The 24,336-nt window shown below is 41.1% G+C and carries 24 protein-coding genes; 11 read left to right on the plus strand and 13 right to left on the minus strand.

The window, feature by feature from the left end; genetic code table 11:
* Window positions 1-124: 124 nt before the first annotated feature.
* From ACGF7G_RS12080 to ACGF7G_RS12095, 4 genes are all read left to right on the plus strand, one after another.
* Window positions 125-1,153 carry a glycosyltransferase gene (locus ACGF7G_RS12080; protein ID WP_387465765.1) on the plus strand — a complete coding sequence of 343 codons (1,029 nt, stop codon included), beginning with the start codon at window positions 125-127 and terminating at the stop codon, window positions 1,151-1,153.
* A gap of 460 nt (window positions 1,154-1,613) precedes the next feature.
* Window positions 1,614-1,937: a phage holin, lambda family gene (locus ACGF7G_RS12085; RefSeq protein ID WP_387465767.1), complete on the plus strand. Its 324-nt coding sequence runs from the start codon at window positions 1,614-1,616 to the stop codon at window positions 1,935-1,937.
* Window positions 1,938-1,949: 12 nt separating this feature from the next.
* Window positions 1,950-2,351, plus strand: coding sequence for a structural protein (locus ACGF7G_RS12090; RefSeq protein ID WP_387465769.1), 402 nt, complete (start codon window positions 1,950-1,952; stop codon window positions 2,349-2,351).
* 9 nt (window positions 2,352-2,360) lie between these two features.
* A complete protein-coding gene (locus tag ACGF7G_RS12095; protein ID WP_387465770.1) occupies window positions 2,361-2,810 on the plus strand; it encodes a lysis protein in 450 nt (149 codons plus the stop codon).
* Between the two features lie 76 nt (window positions 2,811-2,886).
* Here the strand turns inward: ACGF7G_RS12095 and ACGF7G_RS12100 are convergent, their stop codons facing one another.
* Entirely contained in the window at window positions 2,887-3,282 is a 396-nt protein-coding gene (locus ACGF7G_RS12100) for a VOC family protein (protein ID WP_387465772.1), read from the minus strand.
* A gap of 722 nt (window positions 3,283-4,004) precedes the next feature.
* Here ACGF7G_RS12100 and ACGF7G_RS12105 point away from each other — a divergent pair.
* From ACGF7G_RS12105 to tehB, 4 genes are all read left to right on the plus strand, one after another.
* The gene (locus ACGF7G_RS12105) at window positions 4,005-5,150 is read left to right on the plus strand and encodes a polysaccharide export protein (RefSeq protein WP_133815334.1); all 1,146 of its coding nucleotides are present in this window, start codon (window positions 4,005-4,007) and stop codon (window positions 5,148-5,150) included.
* A complete protein-coding gene (locus tag ACGF7G_RS12110; protein ID WP_133815335.1) occupies window positions 5,150-5,578 on the plus strand; it encodes a protein tyrosine phosphatase in 429 nt (142 codons plus the stop codon). The genes ACGF7G_RS12105 and ACGF7G_RS12110 overlap by 1 nt, the downstream gene beginning before the upstream one ends.
* A 71-nt stretch (window positions 5,579-5,649) precedes the next feature.
* Window positions 5,650-7,791 (plus strand): polysaccharide biosynthesis tyrosine autokinase, encoded by a 2,142-nt coding sequence (locus ACGF7G_RS12115; RefSeq protein WP_387465774.1) that lies wholly within the window; start codon window positions 5,650-5,652, stop codon window positions 7,789-7,791.
* A gap of 238 nt (window positions 7,792-8,029) precedes the next feature.
* Entirely contained in the window at window positions 8,030-8,887 is an 858-nt protein-coding gene (gene tehB / locus ACGF7G_RS12120; RefSeq protein ID WP_387465775.1) for an SAM-dependent methyltransferase TehB, read from the plus strand.
* Between the two features lie 120 nt (window positions 8,888-9,007).
* On the opposite strand, the gene ACGF7G_RS12125 is transcribed toward tehB, so the two are convergent.
* The gene (locus ACGF7G_RS12125; protein ID WP_387465796.1) at window positions 9,008-10,597 is read right to left on the minus strand and encodes an FGGY-family carbohydrate kinase; all 1,590 of its coding nucleotides are present in this window, start codon (window positions 10,595-10,597) and stop codon (window positions 9,008-9,010) included.
* Window positions 10,598-11,217: 620 nt separating this feature from the next.
* Here ACGF7G_RS12125 and ACGF7G_RS12130 point away from each other — a divergent pair.
* Together ACGF7G_RS12130 and ACGF7G_RS12135 are read left to right on the plus strand one after the other, a co-directional pair.
* Window positions 11,218-12,585 (plus strand): alanine/glycine:cation symporter family protein, encoded by a 1,368-nt coding sequence (locus tag ACGF7G_RS12130; protein WP_387465777.1) that lies wholly within the window; start codon window positions 11,218-11,220, stop codon window positions 12,583-12,585.
* Window positions 12,586-12,886: 301 nt separating this feature from the next.
* Window positions 12,887-13,147 carry a YfhL family 4Fe-4S dicluster ferredoxin gene (locus tag ACGF7G_RS12135; RefSeq protein ID WP_133815339.1) on the plus strand — a complete coding sequence of 87 codons (261 nt, stop codon included), beginning with the start codon at window positions 12,887-12,889 and terminating at the stop codon, window positions 13,145-13,147.
* A gap of 2 nt (window positions 13,148-13,149) precedes the next feature.
* Here the strand turns inward: ACGF7G_RS12135 and acpS are convergent, their stop codons facing one another.
* From acpS to rpoE, 11 genes are all read right to left on the minus strand, one after another.
* Window positions 13,150-13,530: a holo-ACP synthase gene (gene acpS, locus ACGF7G_RS12140; protein ID WP_387465778.1), complete on the minus strand. Its 381-nt coding sequence runs from the start codon at window positions 13,528-13,530 to the stop codon at window positions 13,150-13,152.
* Window positions 13,530-14,261 carry a pyridoxine 5'-phosphate synthase gene (pdxJ, locus tag ACGF7G_RS12145; protein ID WP_133815341.1) on the minus strand — a complete coding sequence of 244 codons (732 nt, stop codon included), beginning with the start codon at window positions 14,259-14,261 and terminating at the stop codon, window positions 13,530-13,532. The genes acpS and pdxJ overlap by 1 nt, the downstream gene beginning before the upstream one ends.
* A gap of 69 nt (window positions 14,262-14,330) precedes the next feature.
* The gene (gene recO, locus ACGF7G_RS12150) at window positions 14,331-15,056 is read right to left on the minus strand and encodes a DNA repair protein RecO (RefSeq protein WP_133815342.1); all 726 of its coding nucleotides are present in this window, start codon (window positions 15,054-15,056) and stop codon (window positions 14,331-14,333) included.
* Between the two features lie 10 nt (window positions 15,057-15,066).
* A complete protein-coding gene (gene era, locus ACGF7G_RS12155; protein ID WP_133815343.1) occupies window positions 15,067-15,975 on the minus strand; it encodes a GTPase Era in 909 nt (302 codons plus the stop codon).
* The gene (rnc, locus tag ACGF7G_RS12160; protein ID WP_387465781.1) at window positions 15,972-16,652 is read right to left on the minus strand and encodes a ribonuclease III; all 681 of its coding nucleotides are present in this window, start codon (window positions 16,650-16,652) and stop codon (window positions 15,972-15,974) included. Before rnc ends, era begins: the two co-directional genes overlap by 4 nt.
* 177 nt (window positions 16,653-16,829) lie before the next feature.
* Window positions 16,830-17,810, minus strand: coding sequence for a signal peptidase I (lepB, locus tag ACGF7G_RS12165; RefSeq protein WP_387465782.1), 981 nt, complete (start codon window positions 17,808-17,810; stop codon window positions 16,830-16,832).
* Window positions 17,811-17,830: 20 nt separating this feature from the next.
* Complete coding sequence (gene lepA, locus ACGF7G_RS12170; RefSeq protein WP_133815345.1) at window positions 17,831-19,627, minus strand: translation elongation factor 4; 1,797 nt, start codon at window positions 19,625-19,627, stop codon at window positions 17,831-17,833.
* 191 nt (window positions 19,628-19,818) lie between these two features.
* Complete coding sequence (gene rseC, locus ACGF7G_RS12175) at window positions 19,819-20,283, minus strand: SoxR-reducing system protein RseC (RefSeq protein WP_387465784.1); 465 nt, start codon at window positions 20,281-20,283, stop codon at window positions 19,819-19,821.
* On the minus strand, window positions 20,283-21,239 hold the full coding sequence (gene rseB / locus ACGF7G_RS12180) for a sigma-E factor regulatory protein RseB (protein WP_387465786.1): 957 nt from the start codon (window positions 21,237-21,239) through the stop codon (window positions 20,283-20,285). Before rseB ends, rseC begins: the two co-directional genes overlap by 1 nt.
* Window positions 21,239-21,895: an anti-sigma-E factor RseA gene (gene rseA / locus ACGF7G_RS12185; RefSeq protein WP_387465788.1), complete on the minus strand. Its 657-nt coding sequence runs from the start codon at window positions 21,893-21,895 to the stop codon at window positions 21,239-21,241. The genes rseB and rseA overlap by 1 nt, the downstream gene beginning before the upstream one ends.
* A 39-nt stretch (window positions 21,896-21,934) precedes the next feature.
* Complete coding sequence (rpoE, locus tag ACGF7G_RS12190; protein ID WP_387465790.1) at window positions 21,935-22,504, minus strand: RNA polymerase sigma factor RpoE; 570 nt, start codon at window positions 22,502-22,504, stop codon at window positions 21,935-21,937.
* Between the two features lie 203 nt (window positions 22,505-22,707).
* Between rpoE and nadB the strand changes: the two genes are divergently transcribed.
* On the plus strand, window positions 22,708-24,312 hold the full coding sequence (nadB, locus tag ACGF7G_RS12195) for an L-aspartate oxidase (protein WP_387465792.1): 1,605 nt from the start codon (window positions 22,708-22,710) through the stop codon (window positions 24,310-24,312).
* The last annotated feature ends 24 nt before the right edge of the window (window positions 24,313-24,336 follow it).

A 24,336-nucleotide genomic window follows, 5' to 3' on the forward strand; every position in this document is an offset into this window, starting at 1 on the left:
TTTCTTTTCATTTTTATACTTCACTATTAACTATTTCAGTGAAATTGTTTAATCTGATCTACCAATAGCCCTTAAAATATTGTATGGTTTTCGAATAGTAACGAGGAAAAGGGACATTTTCATCATGAAAATAAAAGTAATTAACTCATTAGAAGGATTAAATATGTTTCAGTTTGATATTACTATTATTATACCTATTTTTAATGATGAAAATAATATAGTCTATTTGCTAGACTCAATATCTTCGCAAGAAAATATTAATTTTGAAGTCATCATTATTAATGATGGTTCAACTGATAATAGCTTGACGGCAATCAAAGAATATAAAAAAAGAGATAATAGAATAAGAATCTTCAATCAAGAGAATAGTGGTGTTTCAATAGCCAGGAATTATGGCATAAAGTATGCGCTAGGAGAGTGGATCTTATTTATTGATAGTGATGATTGGCTAAAACCACAAATATTAAGGAAATGGCTTGATCAAGCTGTTGAACAAAGATTAGATGTGTTAATTGGTAATGGCGTGAGTTTTACAGAAGAGCCATTCTCACAGGAAAATAAAAGAATAACACGTAGACAGCCTTATGGCCGTGTGTTAACGGGTGAAGAGTGGATAGAATATTGCGTTAAATGTAGAGAATGGCCACATTTTGTTTGGTTACAACTTATTAAAAAAGAACTGATTATAAACAACCAATTAAAATTTAAAGAAAATACCCTTCATGAGGATATTTTATGGACAATTAATTTGTCACTTATAGCGAATAGAATCGGTTTTTGTGAGGAGTTATTGTATTGTTATCGACATAATCTGAAATCAATAACTCGATCAAGAGAAATTCAAAAATTGTATCATAGAGCTGATAGTTATATTACTGTAGTTGATTCAATTATTAAAATATCAAAAGAAATTAAAGGTAAATATTCGTTAAGAAGAGCACTTAATCGTCATGCAATAAGAGAGGTTGGAAGTTTTTTTATTTTGTACAGAAAAAAGATACAAGATCCTGCTTTAAAAATATTGTTAGCGAAACGTTTTGTCAGTCAAATTGCTTTGAGAGATTTATTATCTGGTGTGCATAATTATCATGAGTTATGGTTTGTTATACGTTGTAAATTAATATTATTTTTAAATAAATTCATTAATTGGTGACTACGATGTTCTGAATGTAAATTGCGTACAACACTGAAAAGAAACCCAGCGTGGTATTTATAATCTCTTATTAAAAGACCTTATATTAAAGGAACAGTAATGAGCCTTGACTTTTAATTTAAGGATACGATGCTAAAAAATTAAAAAAATGAATTTTAAATTTTATTTTTATAGAAAAATTAATAGTAGTTATCAAGGATGATATTATTTTTTGAATAGTTAATACACTAATAAGTTATATATCTATTAATTGTTATCACTCCATGATACATAATGATACACAACCGGTGTTTGTTGATGAGCACGGAATTATACTAAATGTAAGTAATCACCTTACAAAATTTAAGGCTGCGCTATGTGTGGCCTTTTCTTATTCTACTGATTTCGCAGTATTCCTATTAACTCAAATTTAAGGCTACACGGCAGCCTGTGGACTCCCATTGTATCAATGGGAGAAAGGATGAAATACATGGATAAACAGCCTGACATTTGGATGCAGCTATGGTTATGGCTGCTGTCAGTCAAAGAGCAAGGTATAGGTGCGGCACTGGCTGCTGCAATGGCTTATCTCAGAGGTCGATATAACGGAGGTAAGTTCTGGACGACAATTATGGATGCCATCATGTGCGCCATGATTGCCTGGTTTATTCGTGATGTGTTGGATTTCTTTGGTATGAGCACGGATTTGGCTTACATCAGCAGTGTCATTATTGGTTATCTGGGCACTGACTATTTTGGTCAGATCTTAAGAAAAGTGGTTAATAACAAAACAGGCAATAAGTAGAAGGAGTAAATGATGAGCAGAGGCATTCGAAACAATAACCCCGGCAATATCCGTTGGGGTGATGACTGGCAAGGTTTGGTTCCTGGAACACAGCGTACCGATAACGCTTTTTGTCAGTTTGTCGGCCCTGAATATGGTATTCGGGCAATGATTAAAATTTTACATAATTACAATCGGAAATATGGTCTAAAAACAGTGAAGGGGATTATTTCACGCTGGGCACCTCCCAATGAGAATAATACCGAGGGTTATGTTAATCGTGTGTGTAAAGACACCGATGTTACCTGCGACCAGGTTGTTGATGTGTTTAATCAGGCATTTATGACAAAACTGATTAAGGCCATTATTACCGTAGAGAATGGTAGTCAGCCCTATAACAACGAGGTCATTAATAAAGCCTTTTCACTTTTGTAGGGCGATATGATGAAGTTTAACTCACATGGTTACACCTTTGTTGCACTGGTTCTTGTCTCGTTGGTGGCTCATCACTATTACGGTAAGTACACTAAACAGCTTGATACGACAGTCCAGCTACAGAGCGAGTTGCTAGAGCAACAGAATGAAATCGCCAGTCAGCAAGAGAGGATAAAGCTCCTGTCTGAACTGGATAATCAATATACAAAGGAACTTGCCAATGCCAAATCTGAAATTGATGCTCTTCGTGGTGATGTTGCCGCTGGCCGCCTCCGGTTGCGTATCGCGGCAACCTGTAATCAAAGCGAAACCGGTTCCTCTGGCAGCATGGGCCATGCAGGAACCCCACGATTTAACCCGGCAGCTGAACAAGATTATTTCGATCTCCGAAGAATGATTGTTGAGAATGAAAAGCAAACTAAATACTTGCAGGAGTATATCAAAACTCAGTGTCAATAGCTGAGTTTTGATTATGTTATTTCACAATGTAAAACAAGGTAGATGCGGGTTGGTTATCAGGCAAGTATGCTTAAAGTTAAACAGGGGATACTGTGTTTTGTAACACAACCCGATAACCATCAATATCTTCAAATGTTTTACCATTAACATCCCAGTATGGATTGTAAGAAGGAACAGCGATAAAACCAGCGGTTTCCATTAACGATATTTGATGTAACCACGCTGAATGGTCTGATATATAGAAGGCCAGTAAATTATCTTGTGTGGGGGCTCTGCCTGCTGTTGTACCATGATGATGTGTAAATTCGAGATGCCAGGGATGATCTGGATGTCCTAATATGATGCCATCAAAGTTTTCATGATTTTCGAATTGAGCTAAAATAATAAACCCTAAACCTTGGCAGTACATGTCGGCAATCTGATTTAAGTTGTCGGTTGGTCTGGCTATTCTTAGGATGGTTGATTTTTGCATGATAGCCCCAGTTGATAAAATTTTTAGGTAATATATTCAATTTTCAGGTTTTCTGTCTCTAATATAAAACTATCAATGATAGTAGTAGATAATCGTGAAAAGTACAAAGTGGTGCTATTGAAAATTAGAACAATCTGAAAGTGTGAATAATTGAATTATTAGTCCGGAAATATTCAATATCACCGAGATATTGTTTATGATGGAGCCAATTTTAGTGTTTTATAATTTATCTTGTTTGATAAATCTATTTGCTGCTTTTTTAGTCTTTCATCATCATATAAAATCACAAGGTCACTTATGTGAGCACTGATTTGACGCAAGCAGGTGTGTATTTTTTCCTCTAATGTAATCTCAATCATGCATTCAATTTCGATAAATTCTGATGAATGTTCTTGTTATCTTGCATCAGAGGGATGTAGTTCTTACTTTTTATTTGCAATAATACCTTATCAAATACATTCTATAATTAAATAGTTAATAAAAATATTATTTGCCCGGTTTATATTTTATTTAATAGTTTTAGTTTATCTCAAGTATTAAGTTGATTTCTATTGATTTTTATAAAGTGATATGACCAGTAACATAGAGACTTGCGATACTTAAGCAAAATTTTTATATTATATTATATCTTATTATATTATAATCTGGTTTTCTTAGGGAGATTATAATTAATACTAATTGATGTATTTTTTTATTTATTATTTTTTAAGGATAAATTTCTGATGAATATTAAGGAATTAATTATAGTTCTGGCATCATCCGGCTCTATGTTATTAGGTGGTTGTACTGTTACTCCTGGGAGTAGTCTTCCTGTTTATAATAAAGAAATAATCAATGATAATGATAGTAACTATGATATTAATAATTTGGTAAATGTTTATCCGGTAACACCAGGGTTAATTGAAAAATTACGAGTAAATTCAGCTATTGCACGCCCTAATCCTGAATTAGATAAAGAATTACAGCAATATGAGTACCGTATTGGTGTGGGTGATGTCATTATGGTTACTGTCTGGGATCATCCTGAATTGACAATACCAGCGGGGCAGTATCGTAGTGCCAGTGATACGGGTAACTGGGTGCATTCTGACGGAACGATTTTTTATCCATATATTGGCAAACTTCATGTGAAAGGGAAAACGGTCACTCAAGTGCGTACTTTGATTACAGAGAAGTTATCAAAATATATCGAATCTCCTCAGATTGATGTCAATATTGCTGCTTTTCGTTCACAAAAAGCCTATATAACAGGCGAAGTTGCCAAGTCTGATCAACAGCCTATCACCAATGTTCCTTTAACTATTATTGATGCGATTAACCATGCTGGTGGCTTGACTGAAAATGCTGACTGGAAAAGAGTCATTTTGACCCATAAAGGGAAAGAGACGATTATCTCTCTCCAGGATTTAATGCAAAATGGTGATCTGAAGCAAAATCGTCTGCTCTATTCTGGCGATATCTTATATATTCCTCGCAATGATGATTTGAAAGTATTTGTTATGGGGGAAGTTAGAAAACAGAGCACGTTGCGTATGGATCGCAGTGGTATGACCTTGACAGAAGCATTGGGTAACGCTGAAGGTATGGATCAATTATCAAGCGATGCGAGTGGAATTTTTGTTATCCGTTCATTGCGCAATGTGCCTGATAATAATGGAAAAATAGCTAATGTTTATCAGCTCAATGCCAAGGATGCAACGGCGTTAATTCTGGGAACTGAGTTTAATTTGCAACCTTATGATATTGTTTATGTTACCAGTGCTCCCATTGTTCGCTGGAACCGGGTTATCAGTCAACTGGTGCCAACGATATCAAGCATTAATAACCTGACTGAAACAACCCGATGGATTCGTACGTGGCCTAATTAATGTTTAATTCTATTTTGATTGTGTGTGTGGGTAATCTTTGTCGATCTCCAACAGGGGAGCGTTTATTGCGGCAGCTATTTCCCCAGAAAGAGATTTATTCTGCGGGAATATCGGCTTTGACAGGAAAATCTGCTCATGAGCTTTCAAGTAAGGTTGCGTCCAGACATGGATTGTCTTTGGAAGGGCATACCGCACGTCAGCTAACCAGTGAATTATGTCAGCAATCAAGTCTGATTTTGGTTATGGAAAAAAAACATATTGAGGCGGTAAACCGGATAAACCTAGGGGTAAGAGGGAAAACAATGCTTTTTGGTCATTGGTTAAGTGAAATGGAGATTCCTGACCCTTATAAATCCGATATTGAGGTTTATGAATATGTATATCAATTGTTATTTAAGAGTGCTAATGGTTGGTTAGGTAAATTATAACTTATAAGTATTTTTTGATTCTGGGTTTTTTATTTTTCATTACTTCTTAAGAAAGTAATTATAGGCTTTTTATGACTACATCAGATAAATCAAATCACACACATACGGATAGTGATGAAATTGATTTAGGCCGTCTTCTTAGTGCCTTATTCGATTATCGCTGGGCTATTGGCGGAATCACTCTCTTATTCATGGTTATTGGTCTTGGTTATTCCTTGATTGCTACACCTGTATACAAAGCGAATGCTTTATTGCAGGTTGAAAAGAAAAGTGGTGCATTATCTTTAGTCGGAGACATGACGGATATGCTGTCTGGAAGACAGTCAGATACATCAGCAGAATTGGAGCTATTATCTTCCAGAATGATAATAGGGAAGACAGTAAAGGAATTGAGTCTGGATATTCTGGTTACAGCCGACTATTTTCCTGTGATAGGCAAGGGGATTGCCCGTCTTCGAGGTATGCCGAAGCTTGACATTGTTATTAAAAATTTTACGGTATCATCAGAGTATATTGGCAAAGCGATAAAAATATATGTTGATGATTCAGAAAATTATCGGTTGGAGTTTAACGATCAGGTTTTTCATGGGCAAGTAAACAAGGTACTTGATGCTGATGGTATAAATTTGCTTATCTCAAATATCTTGGCTTCTCCAGGGCAAAGTTTTACATTGGTTAAACGGCCCCGGTTGGATGCCATTCGCTCGCTACAACAAGCTTTACGGGTGACGGAGAAAGGAAATAATACCGGGATTATCTCGCTTGAAATAGAAGGTAATGACCGTAAAAGAATCAAATTGATACTTGATAGTGTCAGTAAAAATTATTTGCAACAGAATGTGACAAGAAAGACAGAAGAGGCTGAGAGTAGTCTTGGTTTCTTAAAGAATCATTTACCTAAAGTTAAAATGGCGCTCAATCGTTCTGAGGAGGAACTTAATCAGTATCGTCAGGCTAATGAATCTGTCGATTTATCACTTGAAGCAAAATCAGCTCTGGAGACATTGGTCCAGGTTGAGAAACAGCTCAATGAATTGACTTTCAAAGAAGCTGAGTTGCAGCAATTGTATACCAAACAACATCCTGCTTATGTTGCGTTGCTTGATAAGCGCAAGACGTTGGTTGACACCAAAAAGGAGCTGAATCAGTCAATCAAACGGTTACCCAAAACACAGCAAGAAATTTTACGTTTAACCCGGGATGTTCAGGTTGGACAAGAAATTTATGTTCAGTTACTCAATAAACAGCAGGAATTGAACATCCTGAAAGCGGGGACGGTTGGTAATGTACGTATTATTGATGAAGCTGTTGTAGAAAGTTCAGCTGTAAAACCGAAAAAGTCATTGATCATTGCCGCTATGACAATGTTAGGGCTTATATTATCAGTCGGAGTCGTTTTATTAAGGGTAATGTTCCGTAAAGGGATTGAAAGCCCTGAGCAATTGGAAGAAATAGGGATTTCCGTTTATGCAACTATCCCACTATCTGATACCCAGGCTAAACTTGAACAGCAACAGAAAAAGAGAATTCATCGTCAGAAATTGCGGTTATTAGCTATTCATGATCCTACTGATTTGGCTATTGAAGCATTGCGGAGTCTTAGAACAACCCTGCATTTTTCAATGATGGAATCCGCAAATAAAGTTATTCTTCTTTCTGGTTCAGCTCCTGAATTGGGAAAATCTTTTATTTCGGTGAACCTTGCGGCAGTATTGGCATTAGGTAATAAACGCGTTCTTTTAATAGACGCAGATATGAGAAGAGGCCATTTGCATAAGGTGCTGGAAAGCCCTCAATCTTTGGGGCTTTCTGAATATCTGGCTGGTCAGAATCAGTTAAAAGAGGTTATTACCAGAACTTATCTTACTGAGCTTGATTTTGTTAGTCGGGGCGATACTCCGCCTAATCCGTCAGAATTGCTTATGCATAATAGATTCAAGGAGTTGTTATCTTGGGCAGAAGAGCATTATGATTATGTATTGATAGATACCCCGCCTATTTTAGCCGTAACCGATGCTGCGATTATTGGGAGATATGCAGGAACTTCATTGTTAGTTGCCCGTTATTATAAAACGCGAGTTAAAGAAGTTGACGTTGCTATTCGCCGATTTGAGCAAAACGGCATTCATATTAAGGGCGTATTGCTAAACGCGGTAGAGAAAAACTCCGGTCTCTATTATGGCGGACATTATCAATACAGTTATAAAGATTGACCTTTTTCTCCGGCTTTAGGCCGGAGAAGTTTTATCAATGAAATCTTACTATATTCTGTTTTCTGACAATCAATGAGTTTGCTTAAATAAAAAGAAGATTAATCATTTTTTCTTTTGTTTCGTAAGGATAGCTACGGCGAACCTGCCGAAATTTTACTCCCGTTACTTTATGCCTTTACAGTGACAGAATGTAACTATAAGATGCATTTAAAATGAATCTTATTATCAGGGAATTCCTATGAGCGATTTTGTTTGCTATAAGCGAATGCCAATCTGGCAAAAAAACACCATTCCTGACATGTTTACTGAAAGACATAACACCAAAGAGGGGACGTATGCTTGTCTTGAGATCCTTGAAGGTGAACTGGAGTTTGTAATTTTTGATGGTGATCAGGAAAAAACGGCATACTTTAATGTGCAAAAGCAACCTCCCATTATTCAGCCAGAGGTCTGGCATAAAATAAAATGGGCGAGTGATGATATTAAATGCCAGCTCTCTTTCCTATGCGAACCACAATATCTGTTTTATAAGCAAAATAACTTGTCATTGCCTCACTCAGAGATCAGATATTTGGCAGATATTATTTCTCCTTGTAAAACATTGGATTTGGGATCCGGCCGTGGCCGAAATGCTTTCTATCTGGCAGAAAGAGGTTATGACGTTACAGCAGTGGATATCAGTCTGCAACATATTGATGCAATTAATGCTATTAAAGAGAAACAACAGATTAAAAATATCTATACAGCTGTTTATGATATTAACTTGCACAATATTGTAGAAAAATACGATTTAATTATTTCAACTGTAGTGCTGATGTTCCTGCAACGGGAAAAAATCGCTGATATTATTCACAATATGCAGAAACAGACAAATGAAGGTGGGATTAATTTGATTGTTTGCCCGATTGAAACAGATTCTGCACCATATTCATTACTACCATTTAAATGTTTCTTAAAACCAAGAGAATTGGAGAGTTATTATGCTGATTGGGAAATGATTAAGTATAATGAAAATCCTGGGCATCTTCATAAAACAGATGAAAATGGTAATAGAATAAAATTAAACTTCGCAACGCTTATCGCCAGAAAACGATAAAATATTTAAATGAATATATTAATATCAACGGTCGGTTTAACCGACTGTTAATTTATTTTATAAGTTGCAATTACGAATATGTGTTCTATTCTGCTATATTCCGGTTTTTATTATTAAAGATTAACCGCAGGTTTGCATAATTTTGTTATATTGTTGTTGGTCACGGTACATTTGCAGATAGACTTGATATTTAGCCTGATGAAATAAAAAGGTCTCTTTTTCCGGTTTGATAACGCTGCCGTCACGTACCATCGATTTTGCTGCCTGAGTGAAGTCTTCAAAAAAACCGCAGGCAACAGCACCAAGCAAAGCAGAACCAAGATTGACTGCATCCTCTTCCTGAGGCAGATGAATTTCACGTCCGGTGGCGTTGGCGTATTCACGTAGCCATAATGGGTTTTTGGTTGCGCCCCCACATATAGCCAGCCTGTTTATCTGGTGTCCGGCTTCTACTAATGCATCAATAATGTGACGAGTGCCATAAGCGATAGATTGCAGTGTTGCCAGGTAATGACGGGCCAAGGCGTCACGATCATTTTCCAGCGTGAGCCCACTTACCATTCCCTTGGCGTTAGGGTTTACCCTTGGTGAACGGTTACCGTGATGGTCAGCTAAAATATGTAAATAAACAGTTGGGTATTTTTCTTGTTTTTCTAACCGAGCAACGGCTTCATTCAGTAGCTGGTAGTATTGATGACCGGATGCCTTAGCTTCTGCTTCCAGCTCCTGCCAGCTGTTATGCTGGCGAATTGACCATTCAACCAATGCACCGGCGGCGCTTTGCCCACCTTCGTTGAGCCAGTAACCGGGTAGCATTGCGCCGAAATAAGGTCCCCAGACACCTGGAACCATGACAGGATGGGGACTGACAATCATGTGGCAGTTTGAAGTTCCACTGATAATGACCAGACTGCCTTCTGGATATGCACTGGCCAGTGCTAACCCACCCGCATGTGCATCGATAATACCACCAGCGACAACAACTCCTGTGTGTAGCCCAAAATCCTTAGCCACTTTAGCGGTCAGATAACCGGCTTTCTCGCCAATCTCAAGAATGGTAGATGGAACTTTATCGGTTAAATCTTCTAAACCCACCACATGAAGTAGATCTTCGCTGAACTGTTTTTGATGAGCCAGATAGTTCCATTTACAGGTAAGAGTACAGATACTGGCTACATCAGCGGCAGTGGCCTTCCACACTAAAAAATCGGCTAAATCAAAGAAACGCCATACATCCTGATAACGCTGAGGAAAATGGTTTTTTAGCCATAATATCTTCGGTAGTTCCATTTCAGGGCTGACTTCACCACCCACATAGCATAGTGCCGGATCATTAGTCTGATTTATCGTGATGGTTTCTTTGGTTGCCCGATGATCCATCCACATGATGATGTCGTGTTCAGGATCCCCATTTTCAGCTACAGAAAGCGGCAGACCTTCATTCGCTACAGCGACTAGTGAACAGGTAGCATCGAAACCGATTGACTTAACATCAAGGGGATTAATATTCGCCAATGCGACAGCTTCTTTTACTGTTGTACACACTTGGGCCCAAATATTCTCAGAAGATTGTTCGATAAAATCGGTTTTTGGATGAAATTGTTGAATAGGGAGGACAGAGAATGCATGTCGTTTGCCGTGCTGGTCAAAAACCGCAGTACGGACACTGGCTGAACCAACATCAATACCAATGAAATATTGTTGTTCCATCATGTGATCCTCCTCTTATTCGTTAACTTAAGCCGACAAAATGAGTTGAATGGAACAATAACACAATAAGGTTATTCAATTATTGTGAAGTGGCTCGAGAAAGATTTAGTAATTTTATGATGATAAAAAATACTGCACATATTTTTCTATTGTTTTGTTGGCTGTTGTAATAAACCTATTCCAGATAATGGTTTGTTTAAGAGGGAAAATACGATAGATGGAGAAAGGATTTTTCTTAAAAATTTTTGATAATTTATGCTGAGATGTTATTTGTTTAACTCATTATTTTTTAAAAATAATACAAAGAAACTCATTAATTAACAGAAAAATTAAGTATGTAAATTGATATTTATTTTAGTTAGTTAAAAGAGTTAGGTGTATCAGTAAGTTATTAATATTCAAGAGAGAGGGGCAGATGTGAAAATTTCGTGATGGATTTGGTATAACAAATTTGGGGTATCCTATCTTAAAATTCTATCGAGTGATATCACTCACAAGTATCAAATCTTTTTCCTTTTTTACGGAATTTTTCCTCGCTTATTTTCTGTAAATATTCTTTTATTTAGATTGCTGCGCATATGTTGTTATTTTGTTATGGAATATCTGAGGGCATCTAATCTATGGGGCTAATCACAGAATGGCTAAGTGCTATTAACGGGGTCGTGTTGGGAATACCGATGATGGTCGGTCTTTTCGGGGTTGGGATCTTCATGCAGATCCGTCTCTCTTTTCTGCCTATACGTAAACTGGGCACGGGCTTTAAATTACTGTTTGAGCGTAATCATCAGCGGGGAGAAGGGCAAATATCGCCGTTTAACGCACTGATGACTGCACTTTCTGCCACCATTGGTACAGGTAATATTGCCGGTGTGGCTACTGCGGTTGTATTAGGTGGGCCGGGTGCCCTGTTTTGGATGTGGATAACCGCATTAGTCGGCATGGCGACTAAATATTCAGAGGCTGTATTGGCGGTCCGTTTCCGTGAGGTTGATAAAAATGGTCACTATGTTGGTGGCCCTATGTATTACATAAAAAATGGCCTGGGTAAAAAGTGGGCCTGGTTGGGAACGCTGTTCGCGGTATTTGGCAGTATTGCCTGTTTTGGGATCGGTAATACCGTACAGGCAAATTCTGTTGCTGATGTAATGCAAAGTAACTTCGGTGTTTCTACCATGGTAACCGCCATAGTACTGGCGATTCTAGTTGGTGCAGTACTTATCGGTGGTATTAAACGTATTGCTGATGTTGCAGGTAAATTAGTACCATTTATGACGGTTGCCTACTTAGCTGCTGGGATCATTGTTCTGGGCGTGAATTTCAGTGAAATTCCTGCTGCGTTTGCTCTGATTGTTAAATCTGCATTTACACCTGTTGCCGCGCAAGGTGGCTTTGCTGGTGCGGCAGTATGGGCAGCAATTCGTTTTGGTGTGGCCCGGGGAATTTTCTCTAACGAAGCGGGGTTGGGAAGTGCGCCGATTGCTCATGCAACAGCGAAAACCCAAAACCCGGTTCGTCAAGGGTTGATTGCCATGCTTGGGACTTTCATTGACACTATTATTGTTTGTTCTATCACTGGCTTTACTATCGTCATTACGGGTGGTTGGTTAACCGGTCAGACTGGTGCGACACTAACAGCGGCCTCTTTCTCTGCGACGATTCCTGGTGGAAACTATATTGTAGCAGGCGCTTTGATAATATTTGCCTTTACTACGATTCTTGGCTGGAGTTTCTACGGTGAAAAATGCATTCAGTATCTATTTGGACAAAAAGCAATCACACCTTTCCGTGTGGTATGGATTATTGCTTTAATGGTTGGTGCTACTCAATCGTTGGATTTCGTTTGGTTACTGGCCGATACATTAAATGCAATGATGGCAATCCCGAATCTGATTGCAATAGCATTGTTAAGTCCGGTTGTTTACCGGCTGACAAAAGAACATATTAAAGATGTGAATGCCGATAGCGTTGATATTAAAGCAAAATTTTGAATAAAAGCCTTCCAGTCTGGAAGGCTCAGATAACTGACAAAGTGCTGGTTTTTCATCCGGCATTTTGTTTCAATTAAGCTCCGTTCACCAAACGGAGCTGGCCGTCATGTTAAGAACGCTCCCTCAGACAGATCTTTCCGCCTGAAACTCTCCCTCAAAGCGCTCATACCTAAAAACCATCTCAACAAAGTTTTTCAATGTAATTTATGTTGTATAGAAATATAAGAAGTGTGTAATATCAAGGAATAAAAACTATCAATAACACACTGATTTAAAACAAAGAATAAGTTAATTTATTAAAATGTCGTTATTAATTAAAAAGAGCTGTATCAATTGTGATATGTGCGAACCAGAATGTCCCAATCAGGCTATATCAATGGGAGATGAAATTTATGAAATCAATTCTGACCGTTGCACTGAATGCATCGGCCATTATGATGCTCCTACTTGCCAGTCAGTCTGTCCGATAAACAATACGATTATTACCGATCCCGGCCGCCAGGAAACAGAAGAACAATTGTGGGATAAATTTGTGCTATTGCATCATACCGATAAAATCTGAAATTAACTTTCCAGAATAACTGTCGCGCAAGCGTAACGACGCTCATCAGCCAATGTGACATGCAAAGAGGTTACCCCCAGTTTATGTGCCAATTCTGCGGCTGCACCATAGAGCCGCAGAATAGGTTTTCCCAGAGAATCATTAAGCACTTCAAACTGGTTAAATGCCAGCCCATTACGGATACCAGTTCCCAACGCTTTTGCCGCGGCTTCTTTTACTGCAAAACGTTTAGCCAGAAAACGAACCGGTTTTTCATGTTGCTGATATTGCTGCCATTCTGATTCACTGAGAATGCGTTTTGCCAGACGCTCACCCGAGCGTCCGACAACACCCTCAATACGGGCAATTTCAACAATATCTGTACCTAACCCAATAATAGTCATTAACGGTGAGCTTTCCGTATCTCAGTTTTCATATCTGCCACCGCAGCAGCCAAGCCACTGAATACCGCCCGCCCAATTATTGCATGACCAATATTCAGTTCATAAATTTCCGGCAGAGCAGCAATACGTTGTACGTTATTATACGTTAGTCCATGGCCCGCATTAACTTTCAGCCCCTTGCCAGCAGCATAGGTAACAGCTTCTTTAATACGCTGGAACTCTTTTTCCTGTTCTATTTCATCTTCTGCATCAGCATAAGCACCTGTGTGAATCTCAATAAACGGTGCACCAACCTCACTAGCAGCATCAATCTGCTGGTGATCCGCATCGATAAATAACGAAACAAGAATACCCGCGTCAGATAAACGCTTAATCGCTTCAACCACTTTATCTTTCTGACCAATAACATCTAAACCCCCTTCTGTTGTTACTTCCCGACGTTTCTCAGGCACCAGACAGCAAAATTTAGGCTTGATATGACAGGCGATATCTATCATTTCATCTGTCACGGCCATTTCAAGATTCATCCGGGTCTGGATAGTTTCATTCAACAGTTCAACATCCCGATCAGTAATATGACGGCGATCTTCACGTAAATGAATAGTAATACCATCCGCACCCGCCTGCTCTGCAATAAAAGCAGCCTGAATAGGGTCAGGATAAACTGTGCCACGGGCATTGCGCACTGTCGCAATGTGATCGATGTTAATACCTAACAATACCTCAGCCATATTTATCTCCTGTAGTCATATTGAATAGTAACAAGTTTACACTTTCCATTATGAAGAGAAACAAATTCATTAGTTTTCTTTCTCTTCAGGCTTTTTACATACAAACTGCCGAAATAACTCACGACTTTTTAGAGGCTTGCCACCTAGATAAGGTTTTAAAGCCATACGGGTGAAACGCTTTGCTGCTTTTAATGTTACTGAATCAGGGAATTCACGGGCGGCCAGTGATTTTAATTCACGCCCGGTAAAACTGTAGTGATCAACAACCAGACTGGCGATAAATCCTTTTTCTTCTCTATAACGGTAAGTCATTGTATCGTCCACAGGTTCGCCACTTCCTGCACAATGAAGATAATCAACGCCATAACCAAGATTTGCCAACAACGCCAGCTCAAACCGGCGTAATGCATGTTCCGGTGTATATTCGCTGGCAGCAAGAATCTGCAAACACTGGAGATAATCAAAGAATAAAGCGGGATAAGCTGTTCCCTGTTCAAGCACTCTTGACAACAATTCATTGATATATAAACCGCTGTACAACACGCTGCCGGTAAGAGGAAGGGCGAGAGAGATAGGATCGGCATCACGCAGCGTTTTAATTGCCCCCCGACCACTCCAACGAACCAGTAACGGAGTAAATGGCTGCAAGCAGCCTTTAAGATTGGAACGACGGCTGCGTGCACCTTTTGCCAATACACTGATCCGTCCTTCATTTTCAGTAAACAGATCCAGTAACAGACTGGTTTCACTGTAAGGACGCCCATGAAGAACAAAAACACGCTGCCAACCGTCCACAGGTGAGCCCTTATTTCAAATCATCGACGTAACCCAGGCTACGCAGTGCCCGCTCGTCATCAGCCCAGCCCGCTTTAACTTTAACCCATAGTTCCAAATGGACTTTAACATCAAACAGTCTTTCCATGTCCTGACGGGCTTCAATACCAATAGTTTTAATTTTACTGCCTTTATTACCGATAACCATTTTCTTCTGGCCTTCACGCTCAACCAGAATTAAACCGTGGATCTTGTAATCACCGCGCTCATTCACCACGAACTGCTCAATTTCAACCGTGACAGAATAGGGTAATTCATCACCGAGAAAACGCATGAGTTTTTCTCGGATAATTTCAGACGCCATAAAACGCTGGGAGCGATCAGTAATATAATCTTCCGGAAAATGGTGAGTTGCTTTCGGCATATGTCCGCGCACAATTTTTGCGATCGTATCTACGTTCATGCCTTTTTCAGCACTCATCGGTACAACATCAAGGAAGTTCATCTGTTTGCTGAGGAAACCAATATGTGGCAACAGGGTGGCTTTATCTGTCACATTATCCACTTTATTGATAGCCAGTAAAACCGGACAATGCAAGCTACGCAGTTTATTCACAACCATTTCGTCATCGGAGGTCCAGTGAGTCCCTTCAACAACAAAAATGACCAGCTCCACATCACCGATAGAGCTACTGGCCGCACGGTTCATCAACCGGTTAATCGCCCGTTTCTCTTCAATATGCAATCCGGGAGTATCCACATAAATGATCTGATAAGCACCCTCAGTGTGAATACCGATAATACGGTGACGGGTAGTCTGTGGTTTGCGGGAAGTGATAGATACTTTCTGACCTAAAAGCTGATTCAGCAATGTGGATTTACCCACATTAGGTCGTCCGACTATTGCAACAAATCCACAATAGGTTTCTTGTTCGCTCATTCAAGCTCCAGTTGTTTTAATGCTTGCTCCGCCGCCGCCTGCTCCGCTTTGCGGCGGCTGGAGCCTGTTCCTTTAACCGGCTGTTCAATACCACTCACTTGACAGTGAATAGTAAATTCCTGGTCATGGGCTTCACCACGAACCATAACAACCAGATATGATGGCAGAGGCAGGTGATGCCCTTGCAGGTATTCCTGTAAACGGGTTTTCGGATCTTTTTGTTTGTCGCCAGGGCTGATTTCATTCAGGCGGGTTTCGTACCAGCTCAAAATAATTCTTTCAATGGCCTGAATATCGCTATCAAGGAAAATAGCACCAATCAGTGCTTCAACCGTATCAGCCAGTATAGATTCACGACGGAAGCCGCCGCTTTTCAATTCACCTGGCCCCAAACGCAGACATTCACCTAATTCAAATTCCCTTGCCAATTCAGCCAAAGTATTACCACGCACCAATGTGGCGCGCATCCGGCTCATATCCCCCTCATCTACACGAGGAAAGCGATGATACAGTGCATTGGCAATGACAAAGCTCAGAATTGAGTCACCAAGAAATTCCAGCCGCTCGTTATGTTTACTGCTGGCACTACGATGAGTTAACGCTTGTACCAGCAGATCATGCTGATCAAAAGTGTACCCCAGCTTACGCTGCAATCTGTTAATTACGATGGGATTCATGTGCTACCAAATATAGGTCAGAATTCGTCAAATAAAAACGCACACGCAACAGACCTGTTACAGGAAATTCTGACAAAACTGTTGCGTTTGCACTGGCTCCTTAGGGGAGCCAGTTATTAAGTTTGAAAGGATATTCTACACTGTGAGTAAAATTAATGCTTCGCTAATATAGAAATATTAATTAATTCCACCAATGCGGCTAAAGCGAACTCCGGTAGGCCATTCCCCTTCCTGTTTCTCAAAACTCATCCAAATCGCTGAAGCGCGGCCAACCAGATTTTTCTCAGGAACAAAGCCCCACTCACGGCTATCCGCGCTATTATCACGGTTGTCACCCATCATAAAATAGTGGCCTTCGGGTACAATCCACATTCCTTCCGGAAAACCAGGCTGACGGAAATTAGGCATCGGCAATAAACCCGGAATCTCTAGAATATGGTGTATCGCCGTTCCCAAATTCTCAATTCGTTCACCTTGCCGCCGACTGTAAGGCGGTAATGTTTCTTCAACCGGTATTTGGAAAACACCTATCTTTTTCAGGTTTTCGCCCTTGGAGTTAACGCCATACTGCTGCATTGTCCACTCACTTGGGAACAGTGAACCGTAAGAAACCGGTAATTCTTCCTTACAACTTTCTGTTTTGCTACAACCAGAGAAAACCCGCAGCTCTTTTTTTATCGGATCATAAATAATTTTATCGCCCGGTAAGCCAATTACCCGTTTGATATAGTCAAAACTTGGATCCAACGGATATTTAAATACTGCGATATCACCACGTTTTGGTTCACCGGTCTTGATCAGTGTTGTTTGCGTGATGGGATCTTTCAACCCGTATGCATACTTCTCTACCAGAATGAAATCACCAATCAATAAAGTTGGCATCATAGAACCCGATGGGATCTGAAATGGCTCATAAACAAAAGAGCGCAGGATCAGAACCACGGCTAACACAGGGAAAATAGATGCACAAGTATCCACCCATGTTGGTTTGTTAATAGTCTCAGCCAGATGCTCCTGATCCATTGTACCTTCAGTCAGCTCTTGCAATCTGATAAGTTTTTTCTTACGCGCTGGGGCCCATTTGAAACGATCAATACACCAAATAATGCCGGTGACTAACGTTGCCAGCGTTAGGATCAGGGCAAAAGTGTTAGCCATTTAGACTCCTTACAAGCTTATTAATGGTCTTTACCAACATGAAGAATGGCTAAGAAAGCTTCTTGTGGTAACTCAACGTTACCCACTTGTTTCATGCGTTTCTTACCTTCTTTCTGTTTCTGCAATAGCTTTTTCTTACGGCTGACGTCACCACCATAACACTTTGCTAAGACGTTTTTACGCAATTGCTTCACTGTTGAGCGAGCAATAATGTGATTACCAATCGCAGCCTGAATTGCGATGTCAAATTGCTGACGAGGAATGAGTTCCTTCATCTTCTCCACCAGTTCCCGGCCACGGTACTGCGCATTGTCACGGTGAGTAATCAACGCTAATGCATCAACTCGCTCACCATTAATCAACACATCCACACGAACCATATCAGAAGCCTGGAAGCGAGTGAAATTATAATCCAGTGAAGCATAACCGCGGGATGTAGATTTCAATCTGTCGAAGAAATCCAAAACCACTTCAGCCATCGGTATTTCGTAAGTCAGTGCAACCTGTTTACCATGGTAAACCATGTTAGTTTGCACCCCACGTTTCTCAATACACAACGTAATGACATTCCCCAAATATTCCTGGGGCAACAACATATGACACTCGGCAATCGGCTCACGCAACTCTTCAATATTATTCAGTGGCGGCAGCTTAGATGGGCTGTCCACATAGAGAATATCATGGCTGGTCGTTTCCACTTCATAAACAACAGTTGGCGCAGTGGTAATGAGGTCAAGATCATATTCACGCTCCAGACGTTCCTGAATGATCTCCATATGCAGCAGACCAAGGAAACCACAACGGAAACCAAAACCCAGTGCAGTCGAGCTTTCCGGTTCATAGAACAAAGATGCGTCATTCAGACTCAACTTACCCAATGCGTCACGGAATCCTTCATAATCATCAGAGCTGATAGGAAACAGCCCGGCATAAACCTGTGGCTTGACTTTCTTAAATCCCGGGAGTGGTTTTTCCGCTGGTTGCCGGGCCAGTGTCAATGTGTCCCCCACGGGTGCACCAAGAATGTCTTTAATCGCACACACCAGCCAACCCACTTCACCACAACCCAGCACATCACGGTCAACACGCTTAGGAGTAAAAATCCCGAGACGATCAGCGTTATACACTTGGCCGGTACTCATCACCTTGATTTTGTCGCCTTTACGCAGGGTACCGTTTTTAATCCGAACCAGGGAGACAACACCAAGGTAGTTATCAAACCATGAGTCGATAATCAGTGCCTGTAACGGCGCATCAGAATCACCTTCCGGTGCTGGAATCTCCTTAACCAAACGCTCAATGACGTCCTGTACGCCTACACCCGTTTTTGCTGAACAACGCACGGCATCGGTAGCATCAATACCGACGATATCTTCGATCTCTTCCGCCACACGCTCAGGTTCAGCCGCCGGTAAATCGATTTTGTTCAGAACAGGAACAACTTCCAGATCCATATCCAGCGCGGTATAACAGTTAGCCAGTGTCTGAGCTTCCACGCCCTGTCCGGCATCAACCACCAGCAACGCCCCTTCACAGGCAGCCAGCGAGCGAGAAACTTCATAGGAGAAGTCTACGTGCCCCGGGGTGTCGATAAAGTTCAATTGATAGAGTTGACCATCATTCGCCTTGTAATCCAGAGTGACACTTTGTGCTTTAATGGTGATACCACGCTCACGCTCAAGATCCATAGAATCCAGCACTTGCTCTGCCATCTCACGATCTGTTAAACCACCACAAATTTGAATAATACGGTCAGATAACGTCGATTTACCGTGGTCAATGTGAGCAATAATGGAGAAATTTCGTATTTGCTTCATTATAAATATTTTTCTGCCTTGATATTTCTGAATCATTCGCCTAATGGACACACAGAGGGACATAAAGCGACGGTTTATAGGCCGGCCACTGGCCGGAAAGGCTGTATTCTACATGCCAAATCTACGAAAACCTAGTCATGCCTGTGGCTTTAAATATGAGGCATTAAAAGCTCTGGATGATTAAAACAGATTTATTCCTGATGCTGAATATGAATTGCATCAGGAGGCAAGCCGATTTGTAAAACGATGGGTTGATATTCCTGCTGATTATCCCAATAAGTGGCAACTTTGCGGGCAAGGAAGAACCCTAATGCGCCTCCTAAAACACCACCACAAAATACCCATAATTGATTGGTTACCCATAGCTGAAAAAGCGCCCCCCCCAGGAATAACCCAATAAGTGGTGTCAAATAAACCAGCAACGCTGAACGTAATAAGCTCCCTTCCGGGATCCCGACTTCCACTTTCTGCCCTGGCTGTAACGGCTGTAAAATCTCAAGTTCGAGCTGATGTATGCCATCAGACCCCAATTTATTCAGTAAATAAGAACCACACGTCGCGCGTGCCTGACAACTGCTACAACCAGAAGAGGAACCATAACGTAATAATGCCTTCCCCTGTTGCCAGCGGATTACTGTCGCCCACTCTTTGACCATCAGTTAGCTCCTATAAACGCGACACCCGCAGCAACACGCTTGGCGGTTGCCAGAGGTAATTCACCAATAATTGTCACCTCATTAGCTCCACGTATTACACTATAGATCGTTCGGTGTCCGCGTCGGAGAGGATGTTCCAACTTACCGGTTTTATCAGCATTAGTCACATTCACTGAAAAACTGAATAAACCATCGCTGAACATGATGGACTCAAGCGAGTCAGCATTTGACAGTTTACGCCGGTTACGTGAAACTTCGGTGAAACCATCCGGCAATTTCCCTACTTTCCAGTTGAATACCACTTTTTCTGACGATGGAATTACCAGCATGGGTGGCATATTCAGGCGGGTAATAACACTCATTGCATTATCGATATCGCCACCTATTATGGAGGAAACAACCCGAAATTGCTCAAGTGTTTCACTATCACGATCAAGTAAATCGATACGTAATGGCAAACGCGTTTTTTCATCGATCAGTAAAATATAATTATAACGCACTTCATCTTTAGAAATGATGCGTACAACCCGACAAGGTCTGTCGCCTATATGAGTACGGCCAACGTCGATGAAATTGTAGTATTTTTTCAACTGAGTGAAGTCAGCAAAAATAACGGCAGGTAAATAATCAATAATATGATCACCATTAAGACTGAAAGCATCCAATCCAGGCTCAAAATAACTGATCTCATTACCACGCTGGACAATCTCCCTGCGGGAACCATCCATCTGCATGATTTGAGCAATTGGAATACCATTGATAATGGCGTGACGATAACGAACTGAGACAATAGCCTGCTGACTGAGATTAATAAAAGCAAGCTCGTAAGTCAGGGACTGAGTAGCATTACCCATCTCCTGCAACAAAGCCTCAGCGCTGCTGAACTGCGCCGAGACTTGTAAAGGAGTAAACAGGCTGCCCGCCAGCAAAGAGACGGAGAACCAGATATGTTTCATTATGGCTGTTGCGTTCCTAACGATTGCGTTCCGGGAACCGGAATAGCAACCGGTAATGGAATTCTCCGTCTGTCATTTTGTTCAAAATGTACGCGGCGGTCGAACTCATATTGTTGCAGCATAATATTAATGCGTTTATTACGCTCCTGCACCTGAATACGCTGATCATTGCCAAACATATCATCACCGGAAGGCACCCCCAAACTCACTGGAGAAGCAGATCCCATCATTGGCAATGTGTTAAATGTCGGCGTATCAGATTGATATTCAAGATCCACAGCATTATGACTATTGTATTGTTGCACACCTATCAATACTGCCAGCGAAACACAGGCTGCAACACCCACTTGAGTAATTTGACTTGCCCAAGGGCGAAGTTTTTGCCAGAACGGCATTCTTTGCCAAGTCTCTGGCTGCGGTTGAGATTCAGGAACAGCCCCAGGGTTAAAATGCACAGGTTCTTTTTCAAGCGCTAATGCGACCCGGCTTGCAATATCCATATGCAATACTCCGGTCACATCACCACGCAATGCATCACGTATCAAGTGGTAATTTTCCCAGCGTTTCTGCATGGCAGAATCTTTAGATAAAATACTAACGACTTCACTATCAAGAGTTTCGCCATCCATCAGTGCGGAAAGTTTTTCTCTTTGCATGTCAAAGTACCCTTCAGTATTGTTCCACTATTTTTAATTTTAAATCAGTGGTTGAATTTTATCATCAATGGCTTCCCTTGCACGGAAGATACGGGAACGAACAGTACCTACCGGACACCCCATAACAGCCGCTATTTCTTCATAGCTTAACCCATCTAATTCCCTTAGCGTTATAGCCATTCGCAAATCTTCAGGAAGAGACTCAATGGTTCGGAAAACCACCTGCCTTAACTCTTCTGACAACATTAAATTCTCAGGGTTCGAAATTTCTTTTAGTGCATTTGAAGCTTCATAATTTTCTACGTCATTGACATCCAAATCACTGGATGGCGGACGCCGCCCCTGAGAAATCAAATAGTTCTTCGCAGTGTTAACTGCTATACGATACAACCAAGTGTAAAAAGCACTATCGCCACGAAATGAAGCCAATGCCCGATATGCTTTAATAAATGCCTCCTGCGCAACGTCAGGAACATCACCCTGCGGAATATAGCGGGATACAAGACTCGCCACTTTATGCTGATATCTGATTACCAGTAGGTTAAACGCCTTTTGATCACCTTTCTGCACTCGCTCAACCAGCATTTGATCCGTTAACTGCTCGCTCATCCGAGGTCAAATCTCCCGAAGCAAAGCTCCACATTTATATTTATTGAACCAACCATGATGTCCCGTTTTTCTAAGCAAGCATGGCTTTGAGTAATAAAATTCTGCGAAGTTCAATTTCTGCCATCATTTTGTTGCAATCATAGCCTTTATCCTATCTGATAGGTTAACATGATTTTACCCGTCATCTTCATACATCATCAATTATGAAATCATTATTCCCGCAACATTACAGCGATGTCCTTATCATAGGCAGCGGTGTAGCCGGCCTGTCTCTGGCTTTACGGCTGGCCTCACAATATAAAGTCACTGTATTAAGTAAGAGTGTTCTCAGCGAAGGCGCATCCTATTATGCACAGGGGGGTATCGCCGCTGTATTTGATAAAACAGACAGTATCGCATCTCATGTTGAAGATACCCTTATCGCCGGAGCAGGACTTTGTGATAGAAGCGCCGTTGAGTTTACCGCCAGCAGCGCTCGTCATTGCGTGCAATGGCTGATTGATCAGGGTGTTTTATTTGATACAGAAACCCGTGAAGATGGAGAAAAACAATATCATCTGACCCGTGAAGGTGGACACAGCCATCGGCGTATTTTGCATCATGCTGATGCAACCGGCAAAGAAGTCGAAACCACACTGGTTGAAAAAACCATGTCTCATCCGAACATCACAGTAAAAGAGCGTTGCAACGCAGTTGATTTAATTACTTCAAATAAAGCCCAATTCGATGGTAATAACCGGGTCGTTGGCGCTTATATTTGGAACCGCCAGCAGGAACAGGTGGATACCTATCGCGCTAAGGTTGTTGTACTGGCAACCGGTGGTGCAGCTAAAGTCTATCAGTACACGACGAATCCCGATATCTCATCTGGTGATGGCATAGCAATGGCATGGCGCGTGGGCTGCCGTATCGCCAATCTGGAATTTAACCAGTTTCACCCGACCTGCCTTTTTCACCCACAGGCGCGTAATTTCCTGCTAACAGAAGCCCTGCGAGGTGAAGGTGCTTATCTGAAACGACCGGATGGCAGCCGCTTTATGCCTGATTTTGATGAGCGCGCTGAACTGGCACCCCGCGATATTGTTGCACGGGCTATTGACCATGAAATGAAACGCCTTGGTGCTGACTGCATGTTTCTGGATATCAGCCATAAACCAACTGATTTCATTATCCAGCATTTTCCGATGATCTATGAAAAACTGTTAACGCTGGGATTTGATCTGACAAAAGAACCGATTCCCATCGTTCCTGCCGCGCATTACACCTGTGGTGGCATAGTCGTCGATCATCAGGGCCACACTGACCTCAACAACTTATATGCTATCGGTGAAGTCAGCTATACTGGCCTGCACGGTGCAAACCGTATGGCATCCAATTCCCTGTTGGAGTGTCTGGTTTATGGCTGGTCTGCGGCGGAAGACATCCAACAACAAATTGAAAAAATCGAAGAGGTGCCAGAACTCCCTTTCTGGGATGAGAGCCGTGTTGACAATTCAGATGAACAAGTCGTCATTCAACACAACTGGCACGAATTACGTCTATTTATGTGGGATTACGTTGGTATTGTGCGTACAACCAAACGCCTGGAACGCGCATTGCGTCGTATTAATATGCTGCAACAGGAGATTCATGATTATTATTCCAATTTCAGAATCTCTAATAATTTGCTGGAATTACGCAATCTGGTGCAAGTCGCTGAATTAATCGTACGTTGTGCGCTGGAAAGGAAAGAGAGCCGGGGCCTGCATTTTACGCTGGATTATCCCGATTTACTGCCAGAATCGAAGCCAACAATTTTAACCCCTTGATTTTTACCAGCATAACCACGCTCC

It is taken from the genome of Photorhabdus sp. RM323S (assembly GCF_042879375.1).
Lineage (GTDB): Bacteria > Pseudomonadota > Gammaproteobacteria > Enterobacterales > Enterobacteriaceae > Photorhabdus > Photorhabdus tasmaniensis.

Excerpts from the sequence above, each read along its gene's own strand:
- nadB (WP_387465792.1), top strand. The coding sequence starts at position 22,708 with ATGAAATCATTATTCCCGCAACATTACAGCGATGTCCTTATCATAGGC.
- ACGF7G_RS12125 (WP_387465796.1), bottom strand. The coding sequence starts at position 10,597 with ATGGAACAACAATATTTCATTGGTATTGATGTTGGTTCAGCCAGTGTC.
- acpS (WP_387465778.1), bottom strand. The coding sequence starts at position 13,530 with ATGACTATTATTGGGTTAGGTACAGATATTGTTGAAATTGCCCGTATT.
- ACGF7G_RS12105 (WP_133815334.1), top strand. The coding sequence starts at position 4,005 with ATGAATATTAAGGAATTAATTATAGTTCTGGCATCATCCGGCTCTATG.
- ACGF7G_RS12080 (WP_387465765.1), top strand. The coding sequence starts at position 125 with ATGAAAATAAAAGTAATTAACTCATTAGAAGGATTAAATATGTTTCAG.
- pdxJ (WP_133815341.1), bottom strand. The coding sequence starts at position 14,261 with ATGGCTGAGGTATTGTTAGGTATTAACATCGATCACATTGCGACAGTG.
- rseB (WP_387465786.1), bottom strand. The coding sequence starts at position 21,239 with ATGAAACATATCTGGTTCTCCGTCTCTTTGCTGGCGGGCAGCCTGTTT.
- rseC (WP_387465784.1), bottom strand. The coding sequence starts at position 20,283 with ATGGTCAAAGAGTGGGCGACAGTAATCCGCTGGCAACAGGGGAAGGCA.
- ACGF7G_RS12115 (WP_387465774.1), top strand. The coding sequence starts at position 5,650 with ATGACTACATCAGATAAATCAAATCACACACATACGGATAGTGATGAA.
- rnc (WP_387465781.1), bottom strand. The coding sequence starts at position 16,652 with ATGAATCCCATCGTAATTAACAGATTGCAGCGTAAGCTGGGGTACACT.
- ACGF7G_RS12095 (WP_387465770.1), top strand. The coding sequence starts at position 2,361 with ATGAAGTTTAACTCACATGGTTACACCTTTGTTGCACTGGTTCTTGTC.
- ACGF7G_RS12110 (WP_133815335.1), top strand. The coding sequence starts at position 5,150 with ATGTTTAATTCTATTTTGATTGTGTGTGTGGGTAATCTTTGTCGATCT.
- lepB (WP_387465782.1), bottom strand. The coding sequence starts at position 17,810 with ATGGCTAACACTTTTGCCCTGATCCTAACGCTGGCAACGTTAGTCACC.
- ACGF7G_RS12135 (WP_133815339.1), top strand. The coding sequence starts at position 12,887 with ATGTCGTTATTAATTAAAAAGAGCTGTATCAATTGTGATATGTGCGAA.
- era (WP_133815343.1), bottom strand. The coding sequence starts at position 15,975 with ATGAGCGAACAAGAAACCTATTGTGGATTTGTTGCAATAGTCGGACGA.
- ACGF7G_RS12130 (WP_387465777.1), top strand. The coding sequence starts at position 11,218 with ATGGGGCTAATCACAGAATGGCTAAGTGCTATTAACGGGGTCGTGTTG.
- ACGF7G_RS12085 (WP_387465767.1), top strand. The coding sequence starts at position 1,614 with ATGAAATACATGGATAAACAGCCTGACATTTGGATGCAGCTATGGTTA.
- ACGF7G_RS12090 (WP_387465769.1), top strand. The coding sequence starts at position 1,950 with ATGAGCAGAGGCATTCGAAACAATAACCCCGGCAATATCCGTTGGGGT.
- tehB (WP_387465775.1), top strand. The coding sequence starts at position 8,030 with ATGAGCGATTTTGTTTGCTATAAGCGAATGCCAATCTGGCAAAAAAAC.
- ACGF7G_RS12100 (WP_387465772.1), bottom strand. The coding sequence starts at position 3,282 with ATGCAAAAATCAACCATCCTAAGAATAGCCAGACCAACCGACAACTTA.
- lepA (WP_133815345.1), bottom strand. The coding sequence starts at position 19,627 with ATGAAGCAAATACGAAATTTCTCCATTATTGCTCACATTGACCACGGT.
- rseA (WP_387465788.1), bottom strand. The coding sequence starts at position 21,895 with ATGCAAAGAGAAAAACTTTCCGCACTGATGGATGGCGAAACTCTTGAT.
- rpoE (WP_387465790.1), bottom strand. The coding sequence starts at position 22,504 with ATGAGCGAGCAGTTAACGGATCAAATGCTGGTTGAGCGAGTGCAGAAA.